This is a genomic window from Streptomyces sp. NPDC006691 (genome assembly GCF_042869955.1).
Classification (GTDB): Bacteria; Actinomycetota; Actinomycetes; order Streptomycetales; family Streptomycetaceae; genus Streptomyces.
This window is the reverse complement of record NZ_JBIAGW010000001.1, coordinates 313,827-338,772: the sequence shown is the minus strand read 5'-3', so window position 1 is coordinate 338,772 and position 24,946 is coordinate 313,827. Positions and strand designations below refer to the sequence as shown.

Genomic DNA, 24,946 nt, shown 5'->3' with positions numbered 1-24,946 from the left:
TGTGCTGCCCGGGGGCGGAAGGCCGCGTCAGACGTTGCCCATCGCCCGGGTCAGCCTGATCTCGATCAGCACCCGCCGCGGGTTCTCCCGCGGCACCCGCTGGTAGCGCTCGGTGTAGCGCGCCTCCGCGTCCGCGATCAGCTCGGGTTCCGTGCGGACGAACGCGCGGCCTTCGAGCGTCGCCCAGCGCCTGCCCTCCAGCTGGCACAGCGCCACCCGCGCGCCCGCCGGGTCCGCCTCGGCCGCCGCCCGGATGTTGGCCGCTTTTCGGCTGTCCCCGCTGGTGATGATCCGAGCCAGGCCCGCCTCCGGGTCGTAGGTCGCCCCCACCGGCACCACGTGCGGCGAGCCGTCGGGCCGCGGCGTCGTCAAGGTGCAGATGTGGCGCTCGCGCCAGAAGCTGAGATAGGCGCCGTCGGGCCTGCGTACGTCATGAGCCATGGCCCAGAAACCTAGCGCAGCCGGTCCGCCGTCATTCCTTTCCCTCGCCTTGAGCGGAATGGACTCAACTTTGTGTACGTTGGAAGGGTCATAGGAACTGCCCGCCCTGACCGACGTACGACGAGGAGGAGCGAACGCACGTGGATGCCGAGCTGACCAACAAGAGCCGGGACGCGATCAACGCCGCAAGCAGCCGGGCCGTCGCCGGGGGCCACCCGGATCTGACCCCCGCGCATCTGCTGCTCGCGCTCCTGGAGGGCGAGGACAACGAGAACATCGTCGACCTGCTCGCCGCGGTGGACGCGGACCAGGCCGCCGTGCGCTCCGGCGCCGAGCGGCTCCTGGCCGCGCTCCCCAGCGTGACCGGCTCGACCGTCGCCCCGCCGCAGCCCAACCGGGAACTCCTGGCCGTCATCGCGGACGCGGCCCAGCGCGCCAAGGAGCTGGGCGACGAATACCTGTCGACCGAGCACCTCCTCATCGCCCTCGCCGCCAAGGGCGGGCAGGCCGGTGAGATCCTCTCCGAGCAGGGGGCGAGCGCGAAGAAGCTCCTTGCCGCGTTCGAGACGAGCAGGGGAGGGCGCCGGGTGACCACACCCGACCCGGAGGGTCAGTACAAGGCGCTGGAGAAGTTCGGTACGGACTTCACGGCGGCCGCACGCGAGGGCAAGCTCGACCCGGTCATCGGCCGGGACCAGGAGATCCGCCGGGTCGTCCAGGTGCTGTCCCGGCGCACCAAGAACAACCCGGTGCTCATCGGTGAGCCCGGCGTCGGCAAGACCGCCGTCGTCGAGGGCCTCGCCCAGCGCATCGTGAAGGGCGACGTACCGGAGTCGCTGAAGAACAAGAGGCTGGTCTCGCTCGACCTCGGCGCGATGGTCGCGGGGGCGAAGTACCGCGGCGAGTTCGAGGAGCGTCTCAAGACCGTCCTCTCCGAGATCAAGGAGAGCGACGGCCAGATCATCACGTTCATCGACGAGCTGCACACCGTCGTCGGCGCGGGCGCCGGCGGCGACTCGGCGATGGACGCGGGCAACATGCTCAAGCCGATGCTGGCGCGCGGCGAGCTGCGCATGGTCGGCGCGACCACGCTCGACGAGTACCGCGAGCGGATCGAGAAGGACCCGGCCCTGGAGCGCCGCTTCCAGCAGGTCCTGGTCGCCGAGCCGTCGGTCGAGGACACCATCGCGATCCTGCGCGGGCTCAAGGGCCGCTACGAGGCGCACCACAAGGTGCAGATCGCGGACAGCGCGCTCGTCGCCGCCGCGACCCTCTCCGACCGGTACATCACCTCCCGCTTCCTGCCGGACAAGGCCATCGACCTGGTCGACGAGGCGGCGTCCCGGCTGCGCATGGAGATCGACTCCTCGCCGGTCGAGATCGACGAACTCCAGCGCTCCGTCGACCGGTTGCGGATGGAGGAGCTGGCGCTCAAGAACGAGACCGACGCCGGTTCGCTCCAGCGCCTGGACAAGCTCCGCAAGGACCTCGCCGACAAGGAGGAGGAGCTGCGCGGCCTCAACGCCCGCTGGGAGAAGGAGAAGCAGGGCCTCAACCGGGTCGGCGAGCTGAAGGAGAAGCTCGACGAACTGCGCGGCCAGGCCGAACGGGCCCAGCGCGACGGCGACTTCGACACCGCCTCCAAGCTGCTCTACGGCGAAATCCCGGGCCTGGAACGGGAGTTGGAGGAGGCCGCCGAGGAGGAGGCCGAGCAGGAGAAGTCCAAGGACACGATGGTCAAGGAGGAGGTGGGCCCGGACGACATCGCGGATGTGGTCGGCGCCTGGACCGGCATCCCCGCCGGGCGCCTCCTGGAGGGCGAGACGCAGAAGCTGCTGCGCATGGAGGACGAGCTGGGCAAGCGCCTGATCGGCCAGACGGAGGCCGTGCGCGCGGTCTCGGACGCGGTGCGCCGCACCCGGGCCGGCATCGCCGACCCCGACCGGCCGACCGGCTCGTTCCTCTTCCTCGGCCCGACCGGCGTGGGCAAGACCGAGCTCGCCAAGGCCCTCGCCGACTTCCTCTTCGACGACGAGCGGGCCATGGTCCGCATCGACATGTCGGAGTACAGCGAGAAGCACTCGGTGGCCCGTCTGGTCGGCGCGCCTCCCGGTTACGTCGGCTACGAGGAGGGCGGCCAGCTCACCGAGGCCGTCCGCCGCCGCCCGTACTCCGTGGTGCTCCTGGACGAGGTCGAGAAGGCCCACCCCGAGGTCTTCGACATCCTGCTCCAGGTCCTCGACGACGGGCGCCTGACCGACGGGCAGGGCCGCACCGTCGACTTCCGCAACACCATCCTGATCCTCACCTCGAACCTGGGCAGCCAGTACCTGGTCGAGCCCTCGACCAGCGAGGAGGTGAAGAAGCAGCAGGTCCTGGAGGTGGTGCGGGCCTCCTTCAAGCCGGAGTTCCTCAACCGCCTCGACGACCTGGTGGTCTTCTCGGCGCTCAGCAAGGACGAGCTGTCCCACATCGCGGGGCTCCAGATCGACCGCCTCGCCAAGCGCCTGGCCGACCGCCGGCTCACCCTGGAGGTCACCCCCGAGGCCCTGGCCTGGCTCGCCGACGAGGGCAACGACCCCGCCTACGGCGCGCGCCCGCTGCGCCGTCTGATCCAGACCGCGATCGGCGACCGGCTCGCCAAGGAGATCCTGGCCGGCGAAGTCCGCGACGGCGACACGGTTCGGGTCGACCGATTCGGGGAGGGGCTCATCGTGGGGGCCGCGAAATAGCGCCGATCGCACCCCCCGGCCCCGATTCGCTCAGCTCCTGGCGGATACCCGGGGTCGGGGGTTGCCAGCCCTGCCCCGGCATGGGGGAGGATGACCGGAACCGTACGAAGGAAGATTCACGATGAGCATCGACCCGTCCTCGATTCCGAATTTCGGGGCTCAGCAGGGCCCGCAGCCCGGCGGCGCGCCGACCGGGCCCGTCGTGCCCGACCAGGATCTGGTGAAGCAGCTCCTGGACCAGATGGAGCTCAAGTACGTCGTGGACGACGAGGGCGACCTCGCCGCGCCCTGGGAGGATTTCCGTACGTACTTCATGTTCCGCGGCGACGACGACCAGCAGGTCTTCTCGGTGCGGACGTTCTACGACCGGCCGCACAGCATCGACGACAAGGTCCAGATCCTGGAGTCGATCGACGACTGGAACCGCCGCACCCTGTGGCCCAAGGTCTACACGCACACCCACGACGACGGCACCGTCCGCCTCATCGGCGAGGCGCAGATGCTGATCGGCACCGGTGTCGCCCTGGAGCACTTCGTGTCCTCCACGGTCAGCTGGGTGCGCGCCTCCATCGAGTTCGACAAGTGGCTCCTTGAGCAGCTCGGCCTGGAGAAGGACGTCGACGGCGACGAGGGCGAGGAGTCCGGCGCCCCGGACTCCGAGTGACGCGGTCCCCGCGCCGTTCGCCTCACAGCGCCATCGAGGCCCGCGTCAGCAGGTAGGCCCCGTAGCAGAACGAGAGCCCGGCCAGGGCGACGGTCACCGCGACCGCCGCCCGGGGCCGGGCTTTCGTCAGTGCGAGGGCCGGCGGGATCAGCAGCGGGAAGGCGGGCAGCAGGAAGCGCGGCTTCGACTCGAAGTAGCCGGCTCCGCCGACCGTGATCAGGACGAGCACGCCGGTGTAGACGAGCAGCGGCAGCGCCGGCCGGTCGAGCGCGAACAGCACGAAGAGCAGCACCATCACCGCGGTGAGCAGCGCCGCCATCGGGAAGCCCAGCTCGAACGGGAAGGTCGCGAGCCGTTTGGCGAACCGCAGCGTTCCCACGCCGAAGTCGAACCGGGACGTCCACCCGGACTGCACCGCGAAGTACCCGCCGACCGGGTCGCCCTCGCGCAGCCCCACCCACAGGACGTAGCCGCACCAGCCGAGCGGGGCGAGCAGCGCCCCCGCCCAGGGCCGCCAGGAGCGGTCGCCGCGCCGGATCTCCACGGCGGCGGCCACCAGGACCGCGGCGGCCACCGCGACGGCGTTGGGCCGCGAAAGCCCGGCGAGCAGCGCGAGCGAGCCCGCCCACAGCCAGCGGCGCTCCAGGACCGCCCACAGCGACCAGGCCGCGAACGCCGTCATCACCGGCTCGGTGTACGCCATCGTCAGCACGACGGCGTGTGGGAGCAGGCCCCAGAGCAGCACCAGGAGGGTGCCGACGGGCCGGCCGTACAAGCGCTCGCCGATCAGGTAGACCGCGCAGGCCGCGGCCGCTGCCGCCGTCCACGACAGGAGCAGCCCGGCGGTGCCGCCGGTGACCGGAAGGACGGTGGTCACGGCGCGGATCAGGCCGGGGTAGAACGGGAAGAACGCCAGGTCGCTCTGGACCGCTCCGTCCGGCCAGAACAGGGTGCGGCCGTATCCGTGGGCGGCGATCCGGGTGTACCAGTCGGCGTCCCAGGCGGTGGCGAGCCGGGCCCGGGGCGACATGTCCCGGTGCCAGGCGGCGGCCGCGAACACCAGGAGTCCGGTCAGCCGTGCCGCGGCGAACAGGCCGAGCGCGGGGGCCGCCCGGCGCAGGGCGGCCGCCCAGCGCGAGGCGCTCGTGATGCCGCCGGTCCCGCGGAAGCGGGTGTGAGCGGTGATCTCGGCGGACAGGGGGCACCTCCGGGCGCGCGTGATCGGTCAGACCGACCATCGGCGCGGATCCCGCGTCCCGCGACCGCAGCGCCCCCGACCGGGTTGGAACTCCGCCCGCCCGGCGGTGCGCAACGAGGTCACGGGGGCCGTGCGGGCGACCCGTCCTAGCCGGCCAGTGCCTTGAGGCGGGCGACCGCCTCTTCGAGTACCGCCGTCTGCTTGCAGAAGGCAAACCGGACAAAAGGTGCACCTTCCTCGCGGTGATCGTAGAAGACCGCGTTCGGGATCGCCACGACGCCGCAACGTTTCGGCAGGGCGCGGCAGAACGCGAAGCCGTCGCTCTCGCCCAGCGGGCGGATGTCGGTGGTCACGAAATAGGTGCCGGCCGGCCGGAACACCTCGAAGCCGGCCGCCGCGAGCCCGGCGCTCAGCAGGTCCCGCTTGGCCTGGTGGTCGGCGCGGAGGTCGTCGAAGTAGGACTCCGGAAGCCGCAGCGCCTCGGCCACCGCGTACTGGAAGGGCCCCGACCCCACGTACGTCAGGAACTGCTTGGCCGAGCGGACGGCGGTCACGAGCTCGGGGGACGCGGTGATCCAGCCGACCTTCCAGCCGGTGAACGAGAACGTCTTGCCGGCCGAGCCGATCGTGACCGTGCGTTCGCGCATGCCCGGGAAGGACGCGAGCGGGATGTGCTCGCCGCCGTCGAAGACGAGGTGCTCGTACACCTCGTCGGTGATCACCAGCAGATCGCGCTCGCAGGCCAGCTCGGCGACCGCGGCCAGTTCCGCACGGCTCAGGACCGTCCCGGTCGGGTTGTGCGGGGTGTTGAGCAGGAGGAGGCGGGTGCGCGGGGTGACGGCCGCGCGCAGCTCGTCCAGGTCGAGGGCGAAGCCGCCGTCGTGCGGGCGCAGGGTGACGGGCACGCGGGTGCCGCCCGCCATCGCGACGCAGGCGGCGTACGAGTCGTAGTACGGCTCCAGGGCGACGACCTCGTCGCCGGGCTCCACGAGGGCCAGCAGGGACGCGGCGATCGCCTCCGTGGCGCCCACGGTGACGAGCACCTCGCGGTCCGGGTCGTACGTCAGGCCGTAGCGGCGCTGCTGGTGACCGGCGATCGCGGTGCGCAGCTCGGGGACGCCGGGGCCGGGCGGGTACTGGTTGCCGTGGCCCTCGCGCAGCGCGCGGACCGCTGCCTCCCGCACCGCCTCGGGGCCGTCGGTGTCGGGGAAGCCCTGGCCGAGGTTGATGGACCCGGTCTGCTGGGCCAGGGCGGACATCTCGGCGAAGATCGTCGTGCCGAACTCGGCGAGACGGCGGTTGAGGAGGGGACGCGCGCTGGAGGTCATGACGGCCATCCTGCGGCCAACCTCTGGAGTTGCTCAAGTGTGCTTTGGCGCTCGGCGCCGGAGGGCATCCCCCTTCCACGCGGGACGACGGGGGACCGCTGGAGAGAAGGACGGTGGGGGATGGACATCGCGATCTGGCTGGGAATCTTCGCCCTTGTGGTGCTGCTCGTCGTGGCGGCCCGGCGCCGCAGGAAGCCCGCGCGGCGACGCGGCCGCTCGTCCGCGACCGCCTCGTCGTCCGCCGCGGGAGCCGGCTGGTGGGCCGGCGGCGGCTCGGACAGCGGCAGTTCGTCGTGCGGGAGCGGCAGCGGCCACCACGGCGGCGGGCACCACAGCGGCCACTCGTGCGGCGGCGGTCACTCCTGCGGGGGCGGCGGCCACTCCTCGTGCGGCGGCGGCTCCTCCTGCGGGGGCGGCGGCTGCGGTTCGAGCTGAGCGGCCCGTTCGGGTGACGGCCGTGCGGGTGCATCCCGCCGGCGGCCCGCAGGGGCGACGGGCACCGGTCACGGCGGTCGCGGCTGACACGGGGCAGCCGATTCCGCCGCCGGTTCCGCCCGTTGTGCGCCCGGTCGGTCACGGCCGGCCGGGCGCCTTCTTTCGCGCCGGTAGTTGAACGTTTGAACCGAGTGGCCCCCGAGGGGATGGAAACCCCATCAAGTTGGGTAAAAAAGCTGTGAGCGCCGCGCACTTCATGATTCCCTCGCAGATGAGAAACGACGCAGCCCCTGGACCCCGGGCGGTTGGAGAGATACCCCCGCCCGTCCTTGCGGTCCGAGGCGCCCTCGGTCACCCACCCGCCACATGTGTGTTTTGCGGAGCCCCTCCATGCTCACGACCCTCAAGACCGCCTATACCGACACGCGTGCCGCCGACCTCGCCTGGGCGCTGGGCCGCGAGCCGCTGCCCGCCCTTGCCGTGCTCGACCTCGAACTGTCCGGCGCGAAACTCCAGTTGAGACTCCTGGGCGCCTCCCACCAAGTGCTCCTCGACGAGGAACGCGGCACCTGCTCGGAGACCGTCGCCTGCATGCCCGGCAGCAGCACCCCGCTGCCGCTCGGCGTGGCGAAACGGCTCGGCGAGTGGGACTACGAGTTCGCCGCCCGGGTCGAGACGCTCTCGCAGGGCTCCTTCGCGGGGCGCGCGCAGGAGCTCCTCGCGCTCGTCACCGATCACCCCAACGGCCTAGCGGGAACGTTTCCTGGATCGCCGCACGCCTTCACCGCGATGCTCGCCCAGCGCGGCGAGGGGCAGGTGTGGTGGCGCACCTGGCACGCCTATCCGCAGGAGGGCCAGCTCGTGGTGACGCGGACCCGGGTCGGCGTACGGGTGGCCGCGCCCGCCGGGCTCTGATCCCTCCGATTCCGCCGTGGTTGGCTCCAGTTGAACCCGTGTGGGTGACAAGATGCGAACGGAGCGTCACGTAGCGTTCGGCAGGTGATCGAACCGCTCCCCGCTCCCGTGAGTAGTCCGCGGTCGGGCCGGTTCCTCGTCCTGGCCGTCGTGTTCATCTGCGCAGCCTGCGGTCTCGTCTACGAGCTCGAACTGGTCGCGCTCGCCTCGTACTTGATCGGCGACTCGGTCACCCAGGCCTCCGTGGTCCTCTCGGTGATGGTCTTTGCGATGGGCGTCGGCTCGCTGCTCGCCAAACGGCTGCGCTGCCGCGCCGCCGTCGGCTTCGGCCTCATCGAGGCCACGCTGGCCCTGGTGGGCGGCTGTTCGGCGATCGCCCTGTACGCCACGTTCGCCTGGTTCGGCGGCTCGCGCTACGCGCTTGTCGCGTTCTCCCTGGCGATCGGCATACTCATCGGCGCCGAGATCCCGCTCCTGATGACCCTCATCCAGCGCGTCTCACGCCGCGCCGCGGGCGACGCGATCGGCACGGTCGCCGATCTGTTCGCGGCGGACTACGTGGGCGCCCTCGTCGGCGGCCTGGCCTTCCCCTTCCTGCTGCTGCCCCAACTCGGCCAGCTGACCGCCGCGTTGCTCACCGGCGCGGTCAACGCGGTGGCGGGCGGCTCGCTGGTGCTGCTGCTCTTCGGCCGCGACCTGTCCCCGCGCGCCCGCTGGATCCTGATCGGCGCGAACGCGGCCGTCCTCGCGGTGCTCGCCCTCACCACCGCCCTGGTCGGCGACTTCGAACAGGCCGCGCGCCGCGCCGTGTACGGCGGACAGGTGCGGGTCGCCGTCCAGACCCGTGTCCAGGAAGTCGTCCTGACCGGCAAGGGCGGCGCCCCGCTCGACCTGTTCCTCGACGGCAGGCTGCGGATCGACGGCCGCGACGAGGCCCGCTACCGCGCGGCCCTGGTGGCGCCCGCCCTCGACGCGGGCCCGCACGGCCGCGTCCTGATCCTGGGCGGCGGTGACGGCTTGGCCGCCCGCGAGGCGCTGAGCCGCCCCGGCGTCCGCTCGGTCACCCTCGTCGAACTCGACCCGGGCCTGGTCCAACTGGCGCGCGAGGACCCGCAGTTGGCGGCCCTGAACGCGCACGCCTACCGCGACCCCCGGCTGCGTACGGTGATCGCGGACGCCTTCGGCTGGCTGCGCGGCGACGGCTACGCCTCGGGCTCGTACGACGCCATCGTGTCCGACCTGCCCGACCCGGGCATCACCGCGAGCACCAAGCTCTACTCGCAGGAGTTCTACGGGCTGGCCGCCCGGCTGCTCGCGCCCGGCGGCCGGCTCGTGGTGCACGCGGGGCCGGTGTCGGACCGGCCCCGCACGTTCTGGACGGTTGCCTCGACGGTCCGCGCGGCCGGCCTCACCACCGTCGAATACCGGGCGACCGGCAGCGGCGCCGGGTTCACCGCGGGCCCCGACCGGGCCTCCGCCTCGGCGAAGTCGCCCCGCGACTGGGGCTTCGTCCTGGCCGCCCGACCCGCCCCGCACCCGTTCACCACCGGCGCGGCCGGGGCCCGCTCCGGGGTGCGGCTGCCGCTCGGCAGCGAGCAGCTGGCCCCGCCCCCGGACGCGGGCGCGGTCCCGCCCTCGACGCTGGTGCACCCCCGCTACGCCGACTGAGACGCCGCGCCCGGTGCCGGGTGCGGGTGCGGGCGGTGCGCGGCGGGCCGGCCGATGGCGGTGGTGGGCGGCGGGGATGGCTGATGGGGGCGGGGCTCGTTGCCGGCGGTGGTGCGCGGCGGGGCCGGTGCGTGTGTCACGCGAGGGGCGTCCGGGATCGGCGCCGCGTTTGCGCAGACGCGGTGGCCGGTGCTGGGTAGGCTCGATGACTATGGAGCATGAGGTGTTCGTTCCGGTCGAGACCCCGTCACTCCGGCAGACGCTGCGCGACCCCGGCCTGGTCGCGCGCTGTGTGCCGGGGCTACAGCAGGATGCGGGCGAGCCGCCCATCGCCGGCCGGCTGAAGGTCCGCCTCGGCGGGAGCACCATCACCTACCGCGGCGCCCTGCGCATCACCGAGCAGGACGAGGACACGTTCGCCTTCGAGGGCGAGGGCGTCGAGGTCCGCGGCGCGGGCGCCGCCAAGCTCACCCTGACCGTACGGCTCGCGGACGCCCCCGGCGGCACCACCCTCGCCTTCACGGGCACGGCACTCGCCGAGGGCCGGGCCAACGACGTGCCGCACGACGCGGCCGTCGCGTCGGCGCTGCGGCTGCTCGACCGGTTCGCCGCGCAGCTCGCCCGCCCCGAACAGCCGGACCTCGCGGCCGCGTCCGACGACCCGCGCACCCCGAAGACGCAGGCCGCCGACACGGACCTCAACACGGACCTGGAGGGCTCGGACCATGTGCCGGCCCGGGACCCGGACCGCGTATCGGGCCTGGACGCCGAACTGGACGGCGATCTGGACGCGGACGACATCGCCTCCGTCTTCGACGCCGAGGTACCGCCGCCGTCCCTGGACCCGCTCGCCGACGAGGAGTTCTCCATCGAGGTCGGCGAGCCCGTGCCCGTCGAGGCCGCGCACGCCCGCCGCACCATGATCGGCCGCAGCGCCGAAGAGGTCGACCACGCACCGCCGCGCGGCCGGTACGCTCCGGTGCCCGCGCCCTCGGGCAGCACCGCGAGCGCCACGCTGCGCTGGGTCGCCCCGGCCGCCGCCCTCGCCCTCGCCTCCGCGGTCGTCGTCGGCCGCGCGCTGCGCCGCCGGCACTGAGCGGCCCGAGCGGCCCGCCGGGACACCGCCGGGCGGCCGGGTGGCCCCGCCAGGGCCAGGACACCGCGCCGAACGGTCGGGCCGTGCCCGTCCCGAGCGCGGTGCGGGCGTTGAGCCCACAGCCAGGGATCACCGGCTAGGGTCGGGGCCGTGAGCAGTGACCAGATCAAATTGAGCGCCGGCGCCGCTGAATTGACCGTCGACGCGGGCAACGGCTGCCGGATCAGCAGCCTGCGGATCGACGGCACCGAGGTGCTGCGCCAGGGCGACAAGTACGGCTGCTTCCCGATGGTGCCGTGGTGCGGCCGCGTCGAGAACGGCCAGTTCCGCGACGGCGGAGTGAAGTACCAGCTCCCCCTCAACTCGCCGCCGCACGCCATCCACGGCACCGCCCGCGACCATGCATGGAGGACCGCGCGGGTCTCGGACACCGAGGCCGTGTTCACCTACGAACTGGCCGAGCCCTGGCCGTTCAGCGGCAAGGTGACCCAGATCTTCGAGCTGACGCCGGACGCGCTGACCGTGCGGATGGGCGTCGAGACGTACGACAACTCCTTCCCGGCGCAGGTCGGCTGGCACCCCTGGTTCGTGCGCGAGATCGACGGCAGCCGGGTCGGGCTCGCCTTCGACGCCGCGTGGCAGGAGGAGCGCGGCGAGGACCATCTGCCCACCGGCCGGCGCATCGATCCGCTGCCGGGCCCCTGGGACGACTGCTTCGGGATGCCGGACGGCGTCGACGTCACCCTCACCTGGCCCGGCCGCCTCGAACTGAAGGTGACCAGCCCCACCGAGTGGGTCGTCGTCTACGACGAGCAGGCCGAGGCCGTGTGCGTGGAGCCGCAGTCGGGCCCGCCCAACGGGCTCAACACGCTGCCCCGCCTGGTCACCCCCATCGAGCCGCTGGAGCTGGCGACGACGTGGAGCTGGCGCAGCCTTTGAGGTGCCGCCTTTAAGCTGGCTGCCATGACTGACGTCGACGAAGCAATGCCGCAGGGCACACGCGCTGACCTGCTCCAGCAGATCAAGGACAAGGCCGTGGTGCACGGCAAGGTGACCCTCTCCTCCGGGATCGAGGCCGACTACTACGTCGATCTGCGCCGGGTCACCCTTGACGGCGTCGCCGCGCCGCTGGTCGGCCAGGTGATGCTTGACGTCACGGCCGAGTTCGACTTCGACGCGGTCGGCGGCCTGACCATGGGCGCCGACCCGGTGGCCGGCGCGATGCTGCACGCCGCGGCCGCCCGTGGCCGCACCCTGGACGCCTTCGTCGTCCGCAAGTCCGCCAAGGCGCACGGGATGCAGCGCCAGGTCGAGGGCCCGGACATCAAGGGCCGCCGGGTCCTGGTCGTCGAGGACACCTCGACCACCGGTGGCTCGCCGCTGACCGCCGTCGAGGCGGTCCGCGCGGCCGGCGCCGAGGTCGTGGCCGTCGCCACGATCGTGGACCGGGCGACCGGTGCCGCCGAGAAGATCACCGAGGGTGCGGGCGTGCCGTACGTCTTCGCCTTCGACTCGACGGAGCTGGGGCTGGCGTAAACAGCGCCCGAGGTCTCGCGAAACTCGTGACCTAGGTCCCGGGTTTCCCGAGGTCGGCGCGCTGACCTGCGGATTCACAAAAGGGCGGGCTGTTTCACGTGAAACAGCCCGCCCTTGGCGCGTCCGCCGGGTGGAGCCGAGGCCAGAGTCTGGAAAGATGGGCCGCGACGATGACGTCGCCCCCAGGTCAGGGCCAGCACATATCGCACACCCCGCACATCACAAGGAGCGGACAGATGCCCATCGCAACCCCCGAGGTCTACAACGAGATGCTCGACCGGGCGAAGGCAGGCAAGTTCGCCTACCCGGCCATCAACGTGACCTCGACCCAGACCCTGCACGCTGCGCTGCGCGGCTTCGCGGAGGCCGAGAGCGACGGCATCATCCAGATCTCCACCGGTGGTGCGGAGTTCCTGGGTGGCCAGTACAACAAGGACATGGTCACCGGCGCTGTCGCCCTGGCCGAGTTCGCGCACGTCGTCGCCGCGAAGTACGACATCACCGTCGCGCTGCACACCGACCACTGCCCCAAGGACAAGCTGGACGGCTATGTCCGCCCGCTGATCGAGGTCTCCGCCGAGCGCGTGGCCCGGGGTCTGAACCCGCTGTTCCAGTCCCACATGTGGGACGGCTCCGCCGAGACCCTCGCGGACAACCTGGCCATCGGCCAGGAGCTGCTCGCGAAGGCCGCCGCCGCGAAGATCATCCTTGAGGTCGAGATCACCCCGACCGGTGGCGAGGAGGACGGCGTCAGCCACGAGATCAACGACGAGCTGTACACGACCGTCGACGACGCGCTGCGCACCGCCGAGGCGCTCGGCCTGGGCGAGAAGGGCCGCTACCTGCTGGCCGCGTCCTTCGGCAACGTCCACGGCGTCTACAAGCCCGGCAACGTCGTGCTGCGCCCGGAGCTGCTCAAGGACCTCCAGGCGGGCGTGGGCGAGAAGTACGGCAAGGCCTCGCCGTTCGACTTCGTCTTCCACGGCGGCTCGGGCTCCACGGCCGAGGAGATCGCGACCGCGCTGGAGAACGGCGTCGTGAAGATGAACCTCGACACGGACACGCAGTACGCGTTCACCCGGCCGGTCGCGGACCACATGTTCCGCAACTACGACGGTGTGCTGAAGGTGGACGGCGAGGTCGGCAAGAAGTCGACGTACGACCCGCGTACCTGGGGCAAGCTGGCCGAGGCCGGCATGGCCAAGCGGGTCACCGAGGCCTGCGCGAACCTGCGCTCGACCGGCACGAAGCTGAAGTAGGCGCGTCGCGCGCGAGCGCTCGCGTACGGCCGGGCCCGGTGTCCCCCTCCACGGGGGCGCCGGGCCCGGGCCGTTTCCGGCGCCCGGACATACCCCGTCACGGCCACCGGCACGGGCCACCAGTCAGCGGCACGGGCCACCAGTCACCGGCCACGAGTCACCGGCACGGGCCACCGGGCACAGGCTCAGAGAGGCACTCATGACCACGTACGACTTCGACGTCCCCGTTGACCGGCGCGGTACCTGGAGCGTCCAGTGGGACGGGGTGGCCGCCCGGTTCGGGACGGACGGGCTGCTCCCGTTCACGATTTCCGACATGGACTTCCCCTCCCCGCCGGAAGTCCTCGCGGCGCTCCAGGAACGGGTCGCGCACGGGGTCTTCGGCTACACCGACTGGCAGAACGAGGAGTTCCGCTCGGCCATACGCGACTGGTACCGCGCCCGGCACGACACGGAGGTGGACACCGCACGGCTGGTGTACGCGCCGTCCGTCCTCAACCAGCTCTCCCAGCTGCTGCGGATGTGGACCGAGCCGGGTGACGCGGTCGTCGTCCACACCCCTGTGTACGACGGCTTCCGCAAGGCGGTCGACGGGCTCGGACGCGAGCTGCGCGGAGTCCCGCTCGACGACCCGGAAGCCCTTGAGGCGGCGCTCGCGCGCCCGCGTGCCCGGGTCCTCCTGCTCTGTTCGCCGCACAATCCGACCGGGCGGGTGTGGACGGAGGCCGAGCTGGCGTCCTTCGCCGCGCTCGCGGCGCGGTACGGGGTCGCGGTGATCAGCGACGAGATCCACGCGGACTTCGTCCACGACGGCCATCGGCATCTGCCCTGGACCCGGTTCGGCCAAGGGCGCTGGGCGCTGATCACGTCCGGCACGAAGTCGTTCAACTTCCCCGCCCTGACGGGGTCGTACGGGTTCGTCGGGGATGCGGCGGATCACGCGGAGTTCGTCCGGCGGATGGAGACGGGCGAGGGCCTCGCCTCGCCGGCCGTCCTCTCCCTCACGGCGCACATCGCGGCGTACCGGCAGGGTGCGGAGTGGCTGGACGCGCTGCGGGCGTATGTGGCGGGCAACCTGGAGCTGGTGGCGGAACGCCTCAACTCGGCTTTCCCGAGCCTGAGTTGGACTCCACCGCAGGCCGGCTACCTCGCCTGGATCGACCTGCGGGGGCTCGGGGTGGACGAGGACGCGCTACAGCGGGAGCTGGTGGAGGGGGAGAAGGTGGCGATCATGCCGGGCGGGGTCTATGGGGCGCGCGGGTTCGTTCGCCTGAACGTGGGGTGTGCCCGGGGCAAGGCGGAGGCGGGAGCAACGGCACTGGTCCGTGCCCTGACCCGGCTTACGTGATCCGAGCCGCCCTCATCCGACCCGACCCGACCCGACCCGGCTCACCCGCCCCGCCTGACCTGACCCGATATCACCTGATCCGACCTGATCCGACCTGATCCGGCATTACCCGATCTGACCCGACCCGGCTCCCCTGATGCCCGGGGCGGCCCGGCCTCGGTGGGCGGGAGCGGCCACGCATGGTCCGCAGTCGAACGTGTCCCGGCGGGTTTCGGGAAGGGGCGCGGCGGGGGACAGTCGTGCTGTGGCGGACAACGTACGCATGGGCACCCGCCCCGGCCGCTGGGTGCTGCTCACCACCGTCCTCGGCTCGGGCATGGCCCTCCTGGACTCGACCGTCGTCAACGTCGCCCTGCCTCACATCGGCGCCGACCTCGACACCGACATGGCCGTACTCCAGTGGACCGTCAACGCCTACATGCTGACGCTGGCCGGACTCATTCTGCTTGGCGGCGCCCTGGGCGACCGGTACGGACGGCGGAAGGTGTTCGTGATCGGGGTGGTGTGGTTCGCCGCCGGTTCGCTGCTGTGCGGCCTCGCCCCGAACGCCGGCGTCCTCATCGCCGCCCGCGCCCTCCAGGGCATCGGCGGCGCGCTGCTCACCCCGGGCTCCCTCGCCATCATCCAGTCGGGCTTCCATCCGGACGACCGGGCCCGCGCGGTCGGCGTGTGGTCCGGCCTCGGCGGGGTCGGGGCGGCCATCGGCCCGTTCCTCGGCGGCTGGCTGGTGGACGGCCCCGGCTGGCGCTGGGTGTTCCTGATCAACGTGCCGCTGGCCGTGCTCTGCGTCGCCGTCGCCCTGCGCCACGTACCGGAGTCGCGTGACCCGCGCGTCCACACCGGACGCTTCGACGTGACCGGCGCGGCCCTCGGCGCGCTGACCCTGGCCCTGGTGACCTACGCGCTGATCGAGGCCCCGGGGCAGGGCGCGTCGCGGCTGGTCGTCGGGGCGGGAGTGGCCGGCCTCGGGCTGGGGGGCGCGTTCGTACGGCGTGAGCGGCATCTGGCCGACCCCATGCTGCCGCCGGACATCTTCCGTTCGCGCACCTTCACGTCGGTCAACGTGGTGACGGTGTGCGTGTACGCCGCCTTCGGCGGGTTCTTCTTCCTGGCCGCCCTCCAGCTCCAGGTCGTCGCCGGGTACTCGGCGCTCGGCGCGGGCGCGGCCCTGCTGCCCACGACCGTCCTGATGCTGCTGCTCTCGGCCCGATCCGGCGAGCTCGGCCAGCGGATCGGGCCGCGCATCCCGCTCACCGTCGGCCCGCTGCTGTGCGCGGCGGGAATGCTGTTGATGCTGCGGGTGGGGGAGCACGCGTCGTACGTACGGGACGTGCTGCCCGCGCTGGTGGTGCTCGGCCTCGGCATGGTCACCCTGGTGGCGCCGCTCACCGCGACGGTGCTTGCCTCGGTCGACGAGGGGCGGGCCGGGCTCGCCAGCGGCATCAACAACGCGGCCGCGCGTGCGGCGGGTCTTCTCGCGGTCGCCGCGTTGCCGCTGGCCGCGGGGATGGGGCCGGAGGCGTACCGCTCGGCGGCGGAATTCGGGGCCACGTTTCGGCGGGCCATGCCGATGTGTGCGGGGGCGCTGGTGCTGGCCTCGGTGGTCGCGTTCCTTACCGTACGGAGGGTGGGGGCGGGGGTTGTTCCGGAGTGCCGCATGCAGGCCGGGGTCTCCGGGCCCGCGCTTGAGCCCGGCCGGGGTGACGCGTCCTGACCCGGGGGGTCTCGCTTGCGGGGCTCCGGCCCCGGCCCTGGGTGTTTGCCTCGGGGGGCTGCGCCCCGGCCCTGGGTGTTTGCCTCGCGGGGCTGCGCCCCGTAGCCCGGGGGGTTTGCCCACCCGCCCGCCCGTTGCCCGGGGTTGGTTGGTTCCGGGTCCCTGGGGCTCTGCCCCAGACCCCGGCGGGTTTGCCCACCCTCCCGCCCGTGCGGCGGGTTGGATCAGCTGAGCCCTGGGGCTCTGCCCCAGACCCCGTTCGCGCCTTAAGGGCGCTCGTCCTCAATCGCCGGACGGGCTGAAGATGCCCGGTGCGGGCCAGTACCGAGGCATTCGGGGTCACCTACAGGGGCTCGGGGCTGTGACATGCGCGCGGCTCCGCCGCGGTGGGCGCGACCGGGGGATGCCGGGTCACCTACAGGGGCGCGGGGAACTGCGCGAGAAGCGGGCACGGTCCGCGGATGGAAAGGGGGTTAGGGGCGCGGGGAACTGCGCGACCAGCCACGCACGGTCCGCGGACGACAACGGGGTTCAGGGGCGCGGGGAACTGCGCGAGAAGCGACCGCGGTCCGCGGATGGAAAGGGGGTTAGGGGCGCGGGGAACTGCGCAAGCAGCCCCGCACGGTCCGCAGCCGAACAAGCGGGACCCGGGGCGCAGCCCCGGAGATTCCGGCCCACCCCATTCCACCCCCGGCGGGTTTCGGGAAGGGGCGGGGTGGGGCGACCCTCCCAGGGTCTGGGGCAGAGCCCCAGCGCACCCCGCAGCCGCACCCCGCAGCCGCACCCCGATCAGCCGCCCCCGGCACGCACCCCAGATCCGCACCCCCACTCAGCCGCACCCCCACTCAGCCGCACCCCAGACCCGCACCCCCCACTCAGCCACACCCCGCAGCCCGGCCCGGCCGGCCAGGGCCGAGACCAGGACCGGGGTCCAACGCGGAGCCCCGGCGCACCGCGGCCCGGCACGGTTTCACGGTGGCAGACTGGGCCGCATGTCCATTCACGAGAACCTCCTCGGCGGTCCCGCCCCCACCCTGCTGCCCGACGACCCGGAGCCCCGCGAACTGCTCGCCACCGGAACCGCCCCGGCCGACGTCGCCGCGAAGTACCCCACCTCCTCGCTCGCCTGGGCGCAGCTCGCCGACGACGCGTTCGACGGCGGCCGCACCGTCGAGTCGTACGCCTACGCCCGTACCGGATACCACCGCGGCCTGGACTCGCTGCGCCGCGCCGGGTGGAAGGGGCACGGCCCGGTGCCGTGGGAGCACGAGCCCAACCGCGGCTTCCTGCGCGCCCTGCACGCCCTCGCCCGCGCCGCGCAGGCGATCGGTGAGGACGCCGAGTACGAGCGCTGCACGAGCTTCCTGCGGGACTCCTCGACGCTCGCCGCCGACACCCTGGGCTGATCCACTCCCGGCCGGAGCCTGGCCGAACCCGGGCCGAAAGGGAACGTTCGGGCCGTCCGCGGCATCTGTATGTCTGACACGGACGGCCCGGGCAGCCGCGTACGGCACGATCACGCGCGCCCGGCCGCATCGACAGGCTGGCGCGGAGGCCCCACTCCTCTCCCCCCAACTCCAGCCGGGGACAAGGGGAGAACTCCGTCTTGGGCAAGCGAGGCGCCCGTAGCGACGCCGGCGACAGCCGGAACCAGGCTCGTGACCAGCACCAGCACCAGCACCAGCACCAGCACCAGTCCCAGCATCCGCAGGACCCGCACCAGCATCCGCAGGACCCGCACCAGCACCAGCACCAGCAGGGCCCGCACCCGCAGCACCCGTACCCGTACCCGCAGCATGTGCAGCACCCACAACACCCGCACCCGCACCCGCACCCGCACCCGCACCCGCAGCCACCGCCCCACCCGCCGCGAAGCCGGCGCCGGCGTTCCCGGGTCCTGCTCCTCGTAGGGGCGCTGCTCGGCGCCACGCTCCTCGGTGGGGTCGCCCTCGCGCAGTGGCCCGGTGGCGGAGGACGCAAGCCTGCCGCCGAACCCGGCAACATCGTGGCGAGTCCCATGGAAGAGCGGCCCCCGCAGCCCGTCGACGCGGCGCCCCTCCAGCCCTCGCAGTCCCCGGGCGCCTCCGGCAGCCCGAAGGCCGACGCCGTACCGCAGTCGGGGCCCGGCACCTTCACCAGCGCCAAGGCGTCCGGGAAGGTCGTCGGTACCGGCGGGCCGCTGCGCCGCTACCAGGTGCAGGTCGAGGATGGCGTGGACCTCTCCGCCAAGCAGGCCTCGCTCGACATCCAGACGATCCTGTCCGACCCGCGCAGCTGGGCCGCGCACGGCAAGGGCCGCTTCCAGCTGGTGGCTGGCGGCGCCGATGTCGTGATCAAGATCGCCACGCCCAAGACCACGGACCGGCTGTGCGCGGTCAACGGCGACACCGGCGGCGAGCTGAACTGCGAGGTCACGGGCGGTGTCATCGTCAACCTCAAGCGCTGGGTGACGGGCTCGCCGCAGTACGACGGGCCGCCCGCCGAGTACCGCCACCTGATCATCAACCACGAGATAGGCCACATGATCGGCTACCACCAGCACATGGCCTGCCCGGGCGCCGGGAAGCCCGCCCCGGTGATGATGCAGCAGATCAAGGGCCTGAACGGCTGCAAGTCCAACGCCTGGCCCTACACCTCGGGCGGGACGTTCGTCACGGGCCCGTCGGTGCCCTGACGCGGCGGGCCGGAGCCATCGGTGCCCTGACGGGGCGGGCGGAACCGTGTTTATGATGCGGGTGGGGACCGGGGCTCCGATGCCGACCGAGGAAGGGGCGGACCGCTACCCGGACACATCGAGGAGACAGCGATGTCATCAAAGATGTCCGAACCGGTCGTGCCACCCGAGGAGGGTGACGAGCCGGAGACCCCGAACCTGGACTTCGAGGGTACGACTCCGTACGAGGACTACGTCCAGGCGGACGTCCTCACCCACCTCCAGCATCTGCGCTCCGACGACCCGGGCGAGATGGTCTTCCTGGTCACCACCCAGGTCATGGAGCTGTGGTTCACGGTCATCGTGCACGAGTGGGAGACCGCGTCGCGGGCCCTGCGCGCGGACCGCATCCCGGTCGCCGTCGACGCCCTGAAGCGTTCGGTGCGCGAGCTGGAGGCGCTGAACGCCTCATGGACGCCGCTGGCACAGCTGACCCCGGCCCAGTTCAACTCCTACCGGTCCGCGCTCGGCGAGGGCTCCGGGTTCCAGTCGGCGATGTACCGGCGGATGGAGTTCCTGCTCGGCGACAAGTCCGCCTCCATGCTGGTGCCGCACCGCGGCGCGCCCCGCGTGCACGCCGAGCTGGAGAAGGCGCTGGGCGAGCCGAGCCTGTACGACGAGGTGCTCGCGCTGCTCGCCCGCCGCGGGTACGCGATCCCGGCGGAGGTCCTCCAGCGCGACCTGACCCTCAAGTACGAGCCGGACGCCCGCGTCGAAGCGGTCTGGACCGAGCTGTACACGGGGGACCAGAACGGTGAACTGGTGCGCCTGGGCGAGGCGTTGACCGATGTCGGTGAACTCGTCTGGCGCTGGCGCAACGACCATCTGGTGGCGACCCGGCGGGCCATGGGCGCCAAGACCGGCACCGGCGGTTCGGCCGGGGTGGCCTGGCTGGAGAAGCGGGCCACCAAGAGCGTGTTCCCCGAGCTGTGGACGGCGCGCAGCCATGTCTGAGGTGCTGGCCAAGAAGGCCGCGGCGCTGGACGCCGCAGACGAACTCGCCGCGCACCGCGACCTGTTCGCGCTCGACGAGGGCGTGGTCTATCTCGACGGGAACTCCCTGGGGGCGCTGCCCCGGCACGTCCCGGCGCGTATGCAGGACGTCATCGCGCGCGAGTGGGGCCAGTTGCGCATCCGGTCCTGGGAGGAGAGCGGCTGGTGGACCGCGCCGGAGCGCATCGGAGACCGCATCGCCCCGCTGATCGGGGCGGACCCCGGCACGGTGGTGGTCGGCGACTCGACGAGCGTCAACGTCTTCAAGGCGCTGGTGGCGGCGGTACGCATGGCCGGCGAAGAGCGGGACGAGATCCTGGTGGACGCCTCGACGTTCCCCACGGACGGGTATGTGGCCGCATCCGCCGCGCGCATGACGGGGCGTCAGATTCGGGCGCTGGCTCCGGAGGAGATCGTCGGTGCCCTCGGCCGGCGTACGGCCGCGGTGCTCGTCAACCACGTGGACTACCGCTCGGGCCGGCTCAACGACCTGCCCGGCATGACGGCGGCGATCCACGCGGCCGGGGCCCTCGCGGTCTGGGACCTGTGCCACAGCGCGGGCGCACTGCCCGTCGGCCTCGCCGCGCACGGCGTCGACTTCGCGGTGGGCTGCACGTACAAGTACCTGAACGGCGGCCCGGGTTCACCGGCCTACCTCTATGTGCGCGGTGAGCACCAGGCACGCTTCGACACCCCGCTGCCCGGCTGGAACTCGCACGAGGACCCCTTCGGCATGCGGCCCGCGTACGTGCCGGGCGACGGTGCGACGCGGGGCCGGGTCGGCACCCCGGACATCCTGTCGATGCTGGCCCTGGAGTCCGCGCTCGATGTGTGGGACGGCGTCCCGGTCGACGCGGTCCGCGCGAAGTCCCTGGCCCTGACGGACTTCTTCCTGGAGTGCGTCGAGGCTTACGTTCCGGCCGGCAAGGTGTCTTCGGTGACCCCTGCCGCCCATGCGGAACGCGGCAGCCAGGTGTCCCTGAGCTGTGAGGGGGCGGGCGACGTGATGCGCGCGCTCATCGAGCGGGGCGTGGTCGGCGACTTCCGCCGCCCCGACGTCCTGCGCTTCGGCTTCACCCCGCTGTACGTGGGCTTCGCGGACGCGGAGCGGGCGGCGGCGGAACTCGCGACGCTGCTGAGCTGAGCCGCGCTGAGCTGAGCTCGGCCGAGCCGGGCCGAGCCGGGCCGAGCCGGCCCGTCGGGTGTGGCACGGACGCCCTGGTAGCGTCCGTGCCACCCGGGTGATCAACCGGCTTGGCCTGGCGAAAGGTTGGGGAATGACGGATCCCGCAGAGCGTGACACGGATCCCGCGGAGCGTGACACGGATCCCGCGGAGCGTGACGCGGCCGAGGAGGCCTCCGCGTTCTCGCATCCCGCCGTCGCCCCCGACGCCACCGCCGCCTATGGCGACCACCCCGACCAGGTGATCGACTTCTACGCCCCGCGCGGCCCCGGCACCGGCGCCCCTCTGGTGGTGCTGCTGCACGGCGGCGCCTGGCGGGCCCCCTATGACCGTGCGCACGTCACTCCGTTCGCCGACTTCCTGGCCCGGCGCGGGTTCGCCGTCGCCAACGTCGAGTACCGGCGCGGCGGTCTGCTGCCGCAGCAGGGTGGCGAAGGCCCGGTCGCCGGGCGCTGGCCGGACACCTTCGACGACGTGGCGGCCGCCCTGGACGCCCTGCCCGCCCTGGCGCGCGAGGCCGTCCCGCAGGCCGACCCGCGCCGCACGGTACTGACCGGGCACTCGGCCGGCGGCCACCTGGCCCTGTGGGCCGCGGCCCGGCACGTACTGCCGCCCGACTCCCCGTGGCACAGCCCCTATCCCGCCGCCCTGCGCGGCGTCGTGGCGCTCGCCCCCATCGCCCACTTCGCCACCGCCGTCGAGCTGGCGGTGTGCTCCGGAGCCGTACTCCAACTCCTGGGTGAGGGTGGAGAGTTGGGGGAGCGTGCCGCGCAGGTCGACACCGCGGCCCTGTTGCCGACGGGGATCGCCACGGCCGTCGTGCAGGGGCGCGAGGACATCGTCGTACCCCAGGCCGTGGCGGAGGCGTACGTGGACGCGGCAGCGAAGGCGGGCGAGATGGTGGGCCTCACCCTCCTTGAGGGCGTCGGCCACTTCCCGCTCATCGACCCGGCGGCCGACGCGTGCGCGGTCGTGGCCGAGGAGATCGCGCAGTTGGCCTACTAGCCTTCCGCGATCCCGGCCTTCCGCGATCCCGGCCTTCCGCGATCCCGGCCTTCCGCGATCCCGGCCTTCCGCGATCCCGGTCGTCCAGGGACGACCGGCCGTCCCTGGACAACCGGCCTTCCCCGGACAATCGCCTTCCCTGGCCACCGGTCTTCCCGCGCCATCGTCCTTCCCGCACGCTAGCCCTTCCGGGGCCCGAACGGCCCCTGAAGGAAGGCCAGTTCGGCGAAGCGCTCGCCCATCAGGCGGTGGGTCGCGGCGTCCGGGTGCAGGGCGTCGGGCAGCGGGAGTTCGGCCGCGTCCGGGGCTCCGTACAGGGAACGGCCGTCCAGATAATGGAGGTGGGGATCGTCCTTGGCCCGGGCCGCCACGATCGAGGACAGCTCGTTCCGGATGACGTTCAGGGTGAGCTTTCCGGCCGCCCGCTCCGCCGGGTCACCCTCCGCCCGGAACGTCAGCTTCCCGGCCGCGAACTCCGTGAGGTCCATGGCGCAGGGCCCCGGAGTGTCCTCGTGGATGGGGGCCAGGATGGGCGAGATCACCAGCAGCGGTGTGGTCGGGTGGCCCTCGCGGATCGTGTCGAGGAAGCCGTGCACCGCCGGGGTGAACACACGCAGTCGCATCGCGTCCAGGTTGACGAGATTGATGCCGATCTTGACGCTGATCAGGTCCGCCGGGGTGTCCCGCATCGTCCGCGCGGTGAACGGGTCGAGCAGGGCGCTGCCGCCGAAGCCCAGGTTGATCAGCTCGGCCCCGCCGAGGCGCGCGGCGACCGCGGGCCAGATGGTGCTGGGGCTCGCGGCGTTCGAGCCGTGGCTGATGGAACTGCCGTGGTGCAGCCACACCTTGCGGCCCCGGTCGGGCATCGGCTCGACGGGGGCGTCGGTGCGCAGGGCGACGAGTTCGGTGGTCTCGTTGTGGGGGAGCCAGATCTCGACGTCCTTGCCCTCGCCGGAAAGCCCCGCGAAGCGCAGGGTGCCGGGCTCGCCGGGTCGGTGTTCGGCGGTGCCGGCGGCCATGTCGATGGTCAGGGTGTGACCGCCGCGGACACTGCCCCGGTCGGTGAGCCGCCCGTCGACGAGCAGGTCGTAGACGCCGTCCGGCTGGGCCGGGGCGCCGGCGTACGCGCGTTTGGTGGGCAGCGCGTCAAGCTCGATGACGGTGGCCCGGGTGCGGAAGGCGAGGCGTACGCCGGAGGGCTGGGACTCGGCCATGGCGAGCTGGGCGTCGGCGCCGCGGGCGAGGGCGGAGGCGGGCAGCCGGTGCGGCAGTACGCCGTGTGCGGTGCGCTCCAACTCAATTGCCCCGCGCAGGAGTTCGGCGGTGATGGGGGTGGTCGTGGTGCTGTTCGGGGCGGTGCTCACTGGGTCCCCGCTCGGGTTCGTGTGGCGGGACGGGCTGGACGGGCGGGATGGGTCGAACGGGCCGGACGGGCCGGACGGGCCGGACGGGCCGGATGAGCGGAACGGGCTGGACGGGCCGCTCCGTTCGGCGGGCGTGTTCATGACGTCGGCCAGTTGCGCAGGAGGGCGTCGAGCGCGTCCAGGGTGCGGTCCCAGGTCTCCTGGGTGTCGGGGGCGCTGTGGCTGAACCCGCCGCCCATCTCCAGGCTGATGTAGCCGTGGAAGACGCTGCCGAGCAGCCGTACCGCATGCGTCTGGTCCGGCTCCGGCAGGTCGTAGCCACGCAGGATCGCGCGCGTCATCCCCGAGTGCCTGCGCCCGGCGCTCGCGGCCGCCGCCTCGGGATCGAGCCGGAGCTGGGCCGCGGCATAACGGCCGGGGTGCTCGTGGGCGTAGTCGCGGTAGACGTTGCCGAGCGCGGCCAGGGCGTCCTTGCCGGAGCGGCCGGCCACGGCGTCGGCGGCCCGGACCGCGAGTTCCTCCAGGGCGAGCAGGGCGAGCCTGGTCTTGAGGTCCTGGGAGTTCTTGACGTGCGAGTACAGGCTCGCGACCTTGACGTCGAACCGGCGGGCCAGCGCCGAGACGGTCACCTGCTCGAAGCCGACCTCGTCGGCGAGCTCGGCGCCCGCCCGGACCAGGCGGTCGGTGGTCAGTCCTACGCGTGCCATGCCCTGCCTCTCCCTGAGTGCTGCGCTCTCTTGCCTGAACCCATTATTGATTTGCCTACAACCTTTAGGCAAATTACCGTGAGGTTCATGAAGCCGCTGACCGAACAAGACATCCGTGCCGCCTTCGTTAACTGCACCAAGGGCGAGGCCAAGCGCCTGTCCGTGCCGCGCGATCTGGCCGACCGGCCCTGGGACGACCTGGACTACCTCGGCTGGCGCGATCCGCAGGCCCCCGACCGCGGCTACCTCGTCGTCGAGCTCGACGGCCGCCCGCACGGGCTGGCGCTGCGCTGCTCCAGTGCGGTCCCGGGCCAGCAGCGGCGCAGCATGTGCTCGATGTGCCTGACCACCCACTCCGGCGGCGTCGCGCTGATGGTCGCGCCGAAGGCGGGCAAGCCCGGCAAGGAGGGCAACTCGGTGGGCGCCTACATCTGTGCCGACCTCGACTGCTCGCTCTACGTACGCGGCAAGAAGGACGCGGGCATGGGGGCGCGGCTGCACGAGACGCTCACGCTGGAGGAGAAGATCGGGCGGACAATGGCGAACGTGGCGGCGTTCGTCGCCAAGGTGACCGCGACGGCGTGAGCGCCCATCGCATCCCATCCCATCCCGGTCCGGCGGCCCCGGGCGGACGGGCCCCGCGTCG

General features: G+C 72.5%; 23 protein-coding genes. 18 read left to right on the top strand and 5 right to left on the bottom strand.

Going from position 1 to position 24,946, the window contains the following annotated elements:
- Positions 1 to 27: 27 nt before the first annotated feature.
- A complete protein-coding gene (locus tag ACFYNP_RS01505) occupies positions 28 to 441 on the bottom strand; it encodes a pyridoxamine 5'-phosphate oxidase family protein (RefSeq protein WP_388418044.1) in 414 nt (137 codons plus the stop codon).
- 140 nt (positions 442 to 581) lie between these two features.
- Between ACFYNP_RS01505 and clpB the strand changes: the two genes are divergently transcribed.
- Positions 582 to 3,173, top strand: a complete 2,592-nt coding sequence (gene clpB / locus ACFYNP_RS01500) for an ATP-dependent chaperone ClpB (RefSeq protein ID WP_388418047.1) — start codon at positions 582 to 584, stop codon at positions 3,171 to 3,173.
- A gap of 121 nt (positions 3,174 to 3,294) precedes the next feature.
- Positions 3,295 to 3,837 (top strand): YbjN domain-containing protein, encoded by a 543-nt coding sequence (locus tag ACFYNP_RS01495; protein ID WP_100573750.1) that lies wholly within the window; start codon positions 3,295 to 3,297, stop codon positions 3,835 to 3,837.
- Between the two features lie 22 nt (positions 3,838 to 3,859).
- Here the strand turns inward: ACFYNP_RS01495 and ACFYNP_RS01490 are convergent, their stop codons facing one another.
- Positions 3,860 to 4,897 carry a hypothetical protein gene (locus tag ACFYNP_RS01490; protein ID WP_388781550.1) on the bottom strand — a complete coding sequence of 346 codons (1,038 nt, stop codon included), beginning with the start codon at positions 4,895 to 4,897 and terminating at the stop codon, positions 3,860 to 3,862.
- A 284-nt stretch (positions 4,898 to 5,181) separates the two neighbouring features.
- The gene (locus ACFYNP_RS01485; protein WP_388781548.1) at positions 5,182 to 6,372 is read right to left on the bottom strand and encodes a pyridoxal phosphate-dependent aminotransferase; all 1,191 of its coding nucleotides are present in this window, start codon (positions 6,370 to 6,372) and stop codon (positions 5,182 to 5,184) included.
- Between the two features lie 111 nt (positions 6,373 to 6,483).
- On the opposite strand from ACFYNP_RS01485, the gene ACFYNP_RS01480 reads away from it, so the two are divergent.
- From ACFYNP_RS01480 to ACFYNP_RS01410, 15 genes are all read left to right on the top strand, one after another.
- Entirely contained in the window at positions 6,484 to 6,798 is a 315-nt protein-coding gene (locus tag ACFYNP_RS01480) for a hypothetical protein (protein WP_388418056.1), read from the top strand.
- A 390-nt stretch (positions 6,799 to 7,188) separates the two neighbouring features.
- Positions 7,189 to 7,713, top strand: coding sequence for a DUF2617 family protein (locus ACFYNP_RS01475; protein ID WP_388418059.1), 525 nt, complete (start codon positions 7,189 to 7,191; stop codon positions 7,711 to 7,713).
- An 84-nt stretch (positions 7,714 to 7,797) separates the two neighbouring features.
- Positions 7,798 to 9,381, top strand: a complete 1,584-nt coding sequence (locus tag ACFYNP_RS01470) for a polyamine aminopropyltransferase (RefSeq protein ID WP_388781545.1) — start codon at positions 7,798 to 7,800, stop codon at positions 9,379 to 9,381.
- A gap of 211 nt (positions 9,382 to 9,592) precedes the next feature.
- Positions 9,593 to 10,477 (top strand): carbon monoxide dehydrogenase, encoded by an 885-nt coding sequence (locus tag ACFYNP_RS01465; protein WP_388781543.1) that lies wholly within the window; start codon positions 9,593 to 9,595, stop codon positions 10,475 to 10,477.
- A gap of 150 nt (positions 10,478 to 10,627) precedes the next feature.
- Positions 10,628 to 11,416 (top strand): aldose 1-epimerase, encoded by a 789-nt coding sequence (locus tag ACFYNP_RS01460; RefSeq protein WP_388781540.1) that lies wholly within the window; start codon positions 10,628 to 10,630, stop codon positions 11,414 to 11,416.
- 24 nt (positions 11,417 to 11,440) lie between these two features.
- Positions 11,441 to 12,013, top strand: a complete 573-nt coding sequence (gene pyrE / locus ACFYNP_RS01455; RefSeq protein WP_388418070.1) for an orotate phosphoribosyltransferase — start codon at positions 11,441 to 11,443, stop codon at positions 12,011 to 12,013.
- Between the two features lie 236 nt (positions 12,014 to 12,249).
- On the top strand, positions 12,250 to 13,272 hold the full coding sequence (gene fbaA, locus ACFYNP_RS01450; protein WP_382599985.1) for a class II fructose-bisphosphate aldolase: 1,023 nt from the start codon (positions 12,250 to 12,252) through the stop codon (positions 13,270 to 13,272).
- Between the two features lie 199 nt (positions 13,273 to 13,471).
- Positions 13,472 to 14,620 (top strand): MalY/PatB family protein, encoded by a 1,149-nt coding sequence (locus tag ACFYNP_RS01445; RefSeq protein ID WP_388781537.1) that lies wholly within the window; start codon positions 13,472 to 13,474, stop codon positions 14,618 to 14,620.
- A gap of 262 nt (positions 14,621 to 14,882) precedes the next feature.
- Positions 14,883 to 16,334 (top strand): MFS transporter, encoded by a 1,452-nt coding sequence (locus tag ACFYNP_RS01440; RefSeq protein WP_388782213.1) that lies wholly within the window; start codon positions 14,883 to 14,885, stop codon positions 16,332 to 16,334.
- A 992-nt stretch (positions 16,335 to 17,326) separates the two neighbouring features.
- Positions 17,327 to 17,740 (top strand): DUF3151 domain-containing protein, encoded by a 414-nt coding sequence (locus ACFYNP_RS01435; protein ID WP_388418078.1) that lies wholly within the window; start codon positions 17,327 to 17,329, stop codon positions 17,738 to 17,740.
- Between the two features lie 252 nt (positions 17,741 to 17,992).
- The gene (locus tag ACFYNP_RS01430; protein WP_388781534.1) at positions 17,993 to 18,244 is read left to right on the top strand and encodes a hypothetical protein; all 252 of its coding nucleotides are present in this window, start codon (positions 17,993 to 17,995) and stop codon (positions 18,242 to 18,244) included.
- A gap of 107 nt (positions 18,245 to 18,351) precedes the next feature.
- Positions 18,352 to 19,008, top strand: coding sequence for a DUF3152 domain-containing protein (locus tag ACFYNP_RS01425; RefSeq protein WP_388781532.1), 657 nt, complete (start codon positions 18,352 to 18,354; stop codon positions 19,006 to 19,008).
- Between the two features lie 132 nt (positions 19,009 to 19,140).
- Positions 19,141 to 20,001 (top strand): tryptophan 2,3-dioxygenase family protein, encoded by an 861-nt coding sequence (locus tag ACFYNP_RS01420; protein WP_388418085.1) that lies wholly within the window; start codon positions 19,141 to 19,143, stop codon positions 19,999 to 20,001.
- Positions 19,994 to 21,184 (top strand): kynureninase, encoded by a 1,191-nt coding sequence (gene kynU / locus ACFYNP_RS01415; protein ID WP_388781529.1) that lies wholly within the window; start codon positions 19,994 to 19,996, stop codon positions 21,182 to 21,184. The genes ACFYNP_RS01420 and kynU overlap by 8 nt, the downstream gene beginning before the upstream one ends.
- A 133-nt stretch (positions 21,185 to 21,317) precedes the next feature.
- Positions 21,318 to 22,229, top strand: a complete 912-nt coding sequence (locus ACFYNP_RS01410) for an alpha/beta hydrolase (protein ID WP_388781526.1) — start codon at positions 21,318 to 21,320, stop codon at positions 22,227 to 22,229.
- A 179-nt stretch (positions 22,230 to 22,408) separates the two neighbouring features.
- Here the strand turns inward: ACFYNP_RS01410 and ACFYNP_RS01405 are convergent, their stop codons facing one another.
- Entirely contained in the window at positions 22,409 to 23,593 is a 1,185-nt protein-coding gene (locus tag ACFYNP_RS01405) for a GDSL-type esterase/lipase family protein (protein WP_388781524.1), read from the bottom strand.
- 137 nt (positions 23,594 to 23,730) lie between these two features.
- On the bottom strand, positions 23,731 to 24,300 hold the full coding sequence (locus tag ACFYNP_RS01400; RefSeq protein ID WP_388418097.1) for a TetR/AcrR family transcriptional regulator: 570 nt from the start codon (positions 24,298 to 24,300) through the stop codon (positions 23,731 to 23,733).
- Positions 24,301 to 24,387: 87 nt separating this feature from the next.
- On the opposite strand from ACFYNP_RS01400, the gene ACFYNP_RS01395 reads away from it, so the two are divergent.
- On the top strand, positions 24,388 to 24,885 hold the full coding sequence (locus ACFYNP_RS01395; protein WP_388781523.1) for an FBP domain-containing protein: 498 nt from the start codon (positions 24,388 to 24,390) through the stop codon (positions 24,883 to 24,885).
- Positions 24,886 to 24,946 lie beyond the last annotated feature (61 nt).

What these genes read in the sequence shown, in the direction of transcription:
- ACFYNP_RS01505 (WP_388418044.1), bottom strand. Translation starts at nt 441, where the DNA reads ATGGCTCATGACGTACGCAGGCCCGACGGCGCCTATCTCAGCTTCTGG.
- ACFYNP_RS01495 (WP_100573750.1), top strand. Translation starts at nt 3,295, where the DNA reads ATGAGCATCGACCCGTCCTCGATTCCGAATTTCGGGGCTCAGCAGGGC.
- ACFYNP_RS01485 (WP_388781548.1), bottom strand. Translation starts at nt 6,372, where the DNA reads ATGGCCGTCATGACCTCCAGCGCGCGTCCCCTCCTCAACCGCCGTCTC.
- ACFYNP_RS01480 (WP_388418056.1), top strand. Translation starts at nt 6,484, where the DNA reads ATGGACATCGCGATCTGGCTGGGAATCTTCGCCCTTGTGGTGCTGCTC.
- ACFYNP_RS01475 (WP_388418059.1), top strand. Translation starts at nt 7,189, where the DNA reads ATGCTCACGACCCTCAAGACCGCCTATACCGACACGCGTGCCGCCGAC.
- ACFYNP_RS01465 (WP_388781543.1), top strand. Translation starts at nt 9,593, where the DNA reads ATGGAGCATGAGGTGTTCGTTCCGGTCGAGACCCCGTCACTCCGGCAG.
- pyrE (WP_388418070.1), top strand. Translation starts at nt 11,441, where the DNA reads ATGACTGACGTCGACGAAGCAATGCCGCAGGGCACACGCGCTGACCTG.
- fbaA (WP_382599985.1), top strand. Translation starts at nt 12,250, where the DNA reads ATGCCCATCGCAACCCCCGAGGTCTACAACGAGATGCTCGACCGGGCG.
- ACFYNP_RS01445 (WP_388781537.1), top strand. Translation starts at nt 13,472, where the DNA reads ATGACCACGTACGACTTCGACGTCCCCGTTGACCGGCGCGGTACCTGG.
- ACFYNP_RS01440 (WP_388782213.1), top strand. Translation starts at nt 14,883, where the DNA reads ATGGGCACCCGCCCCGGCCGCTGGGTGCTGCTCACCACCGTCCTCGGC.
- ACFYNP_RS01435 (WP_388418078.1), top strand. Translation starts at nt 17,327, where the DNA reads ATGTCCATTCACGAGAACCTCCTCGGCGGTCCCGCCCCCACCCTGCTG.
- ACFYNP_RS01425 (WP_388781532.1), top strand. Translation starts at nt 18,352, where the DNA reads ATGGAAGAGCGGCCCCCGCAGCCCGTCGACGCGGCGCCCCTCCAGCCC.
- ACFYNP_RS01420 (WP_388418085.1), top strand. Translation starts at nt 19,141, where the DNA reads ATGTCATCAAAGATGTCCGAACCGGTCGTGCCACCCGAGGAGGGTGAC.
- kynU (WP_388781529.1), top strand. Translation starts at nt 19,994, where the DNA reads ATGTCTGAGGTGCTGGCCAAGAAGGCCGCGGCGCTGGACGCCGCAGAC.
- ACFYNP_RS01410 (WP_388781526.1), top strand. Translation starts at nt 21,318, where the DNA reads ATGACGGATCCCGCAGAGCGTGACACGGATCCCGCGGAGCGTGACACG.
- ACFYNP_RS01400 (WP_388418097.1), bottom strand. Translation starts at nt 24,300, where the DNA reads ATGGCACGCGTAGGACTGACCACCGACCGCCTGGTCCGGGCGGGCGCC.
- ACFYNP_RS01395 (WP_388781523.1), top strand. Translation starts at nt 24,388, where the DNA reads ATGAAGCCGCTGACCGAACAAGACATCCGTGCCGCCTTCGTTAACTGC.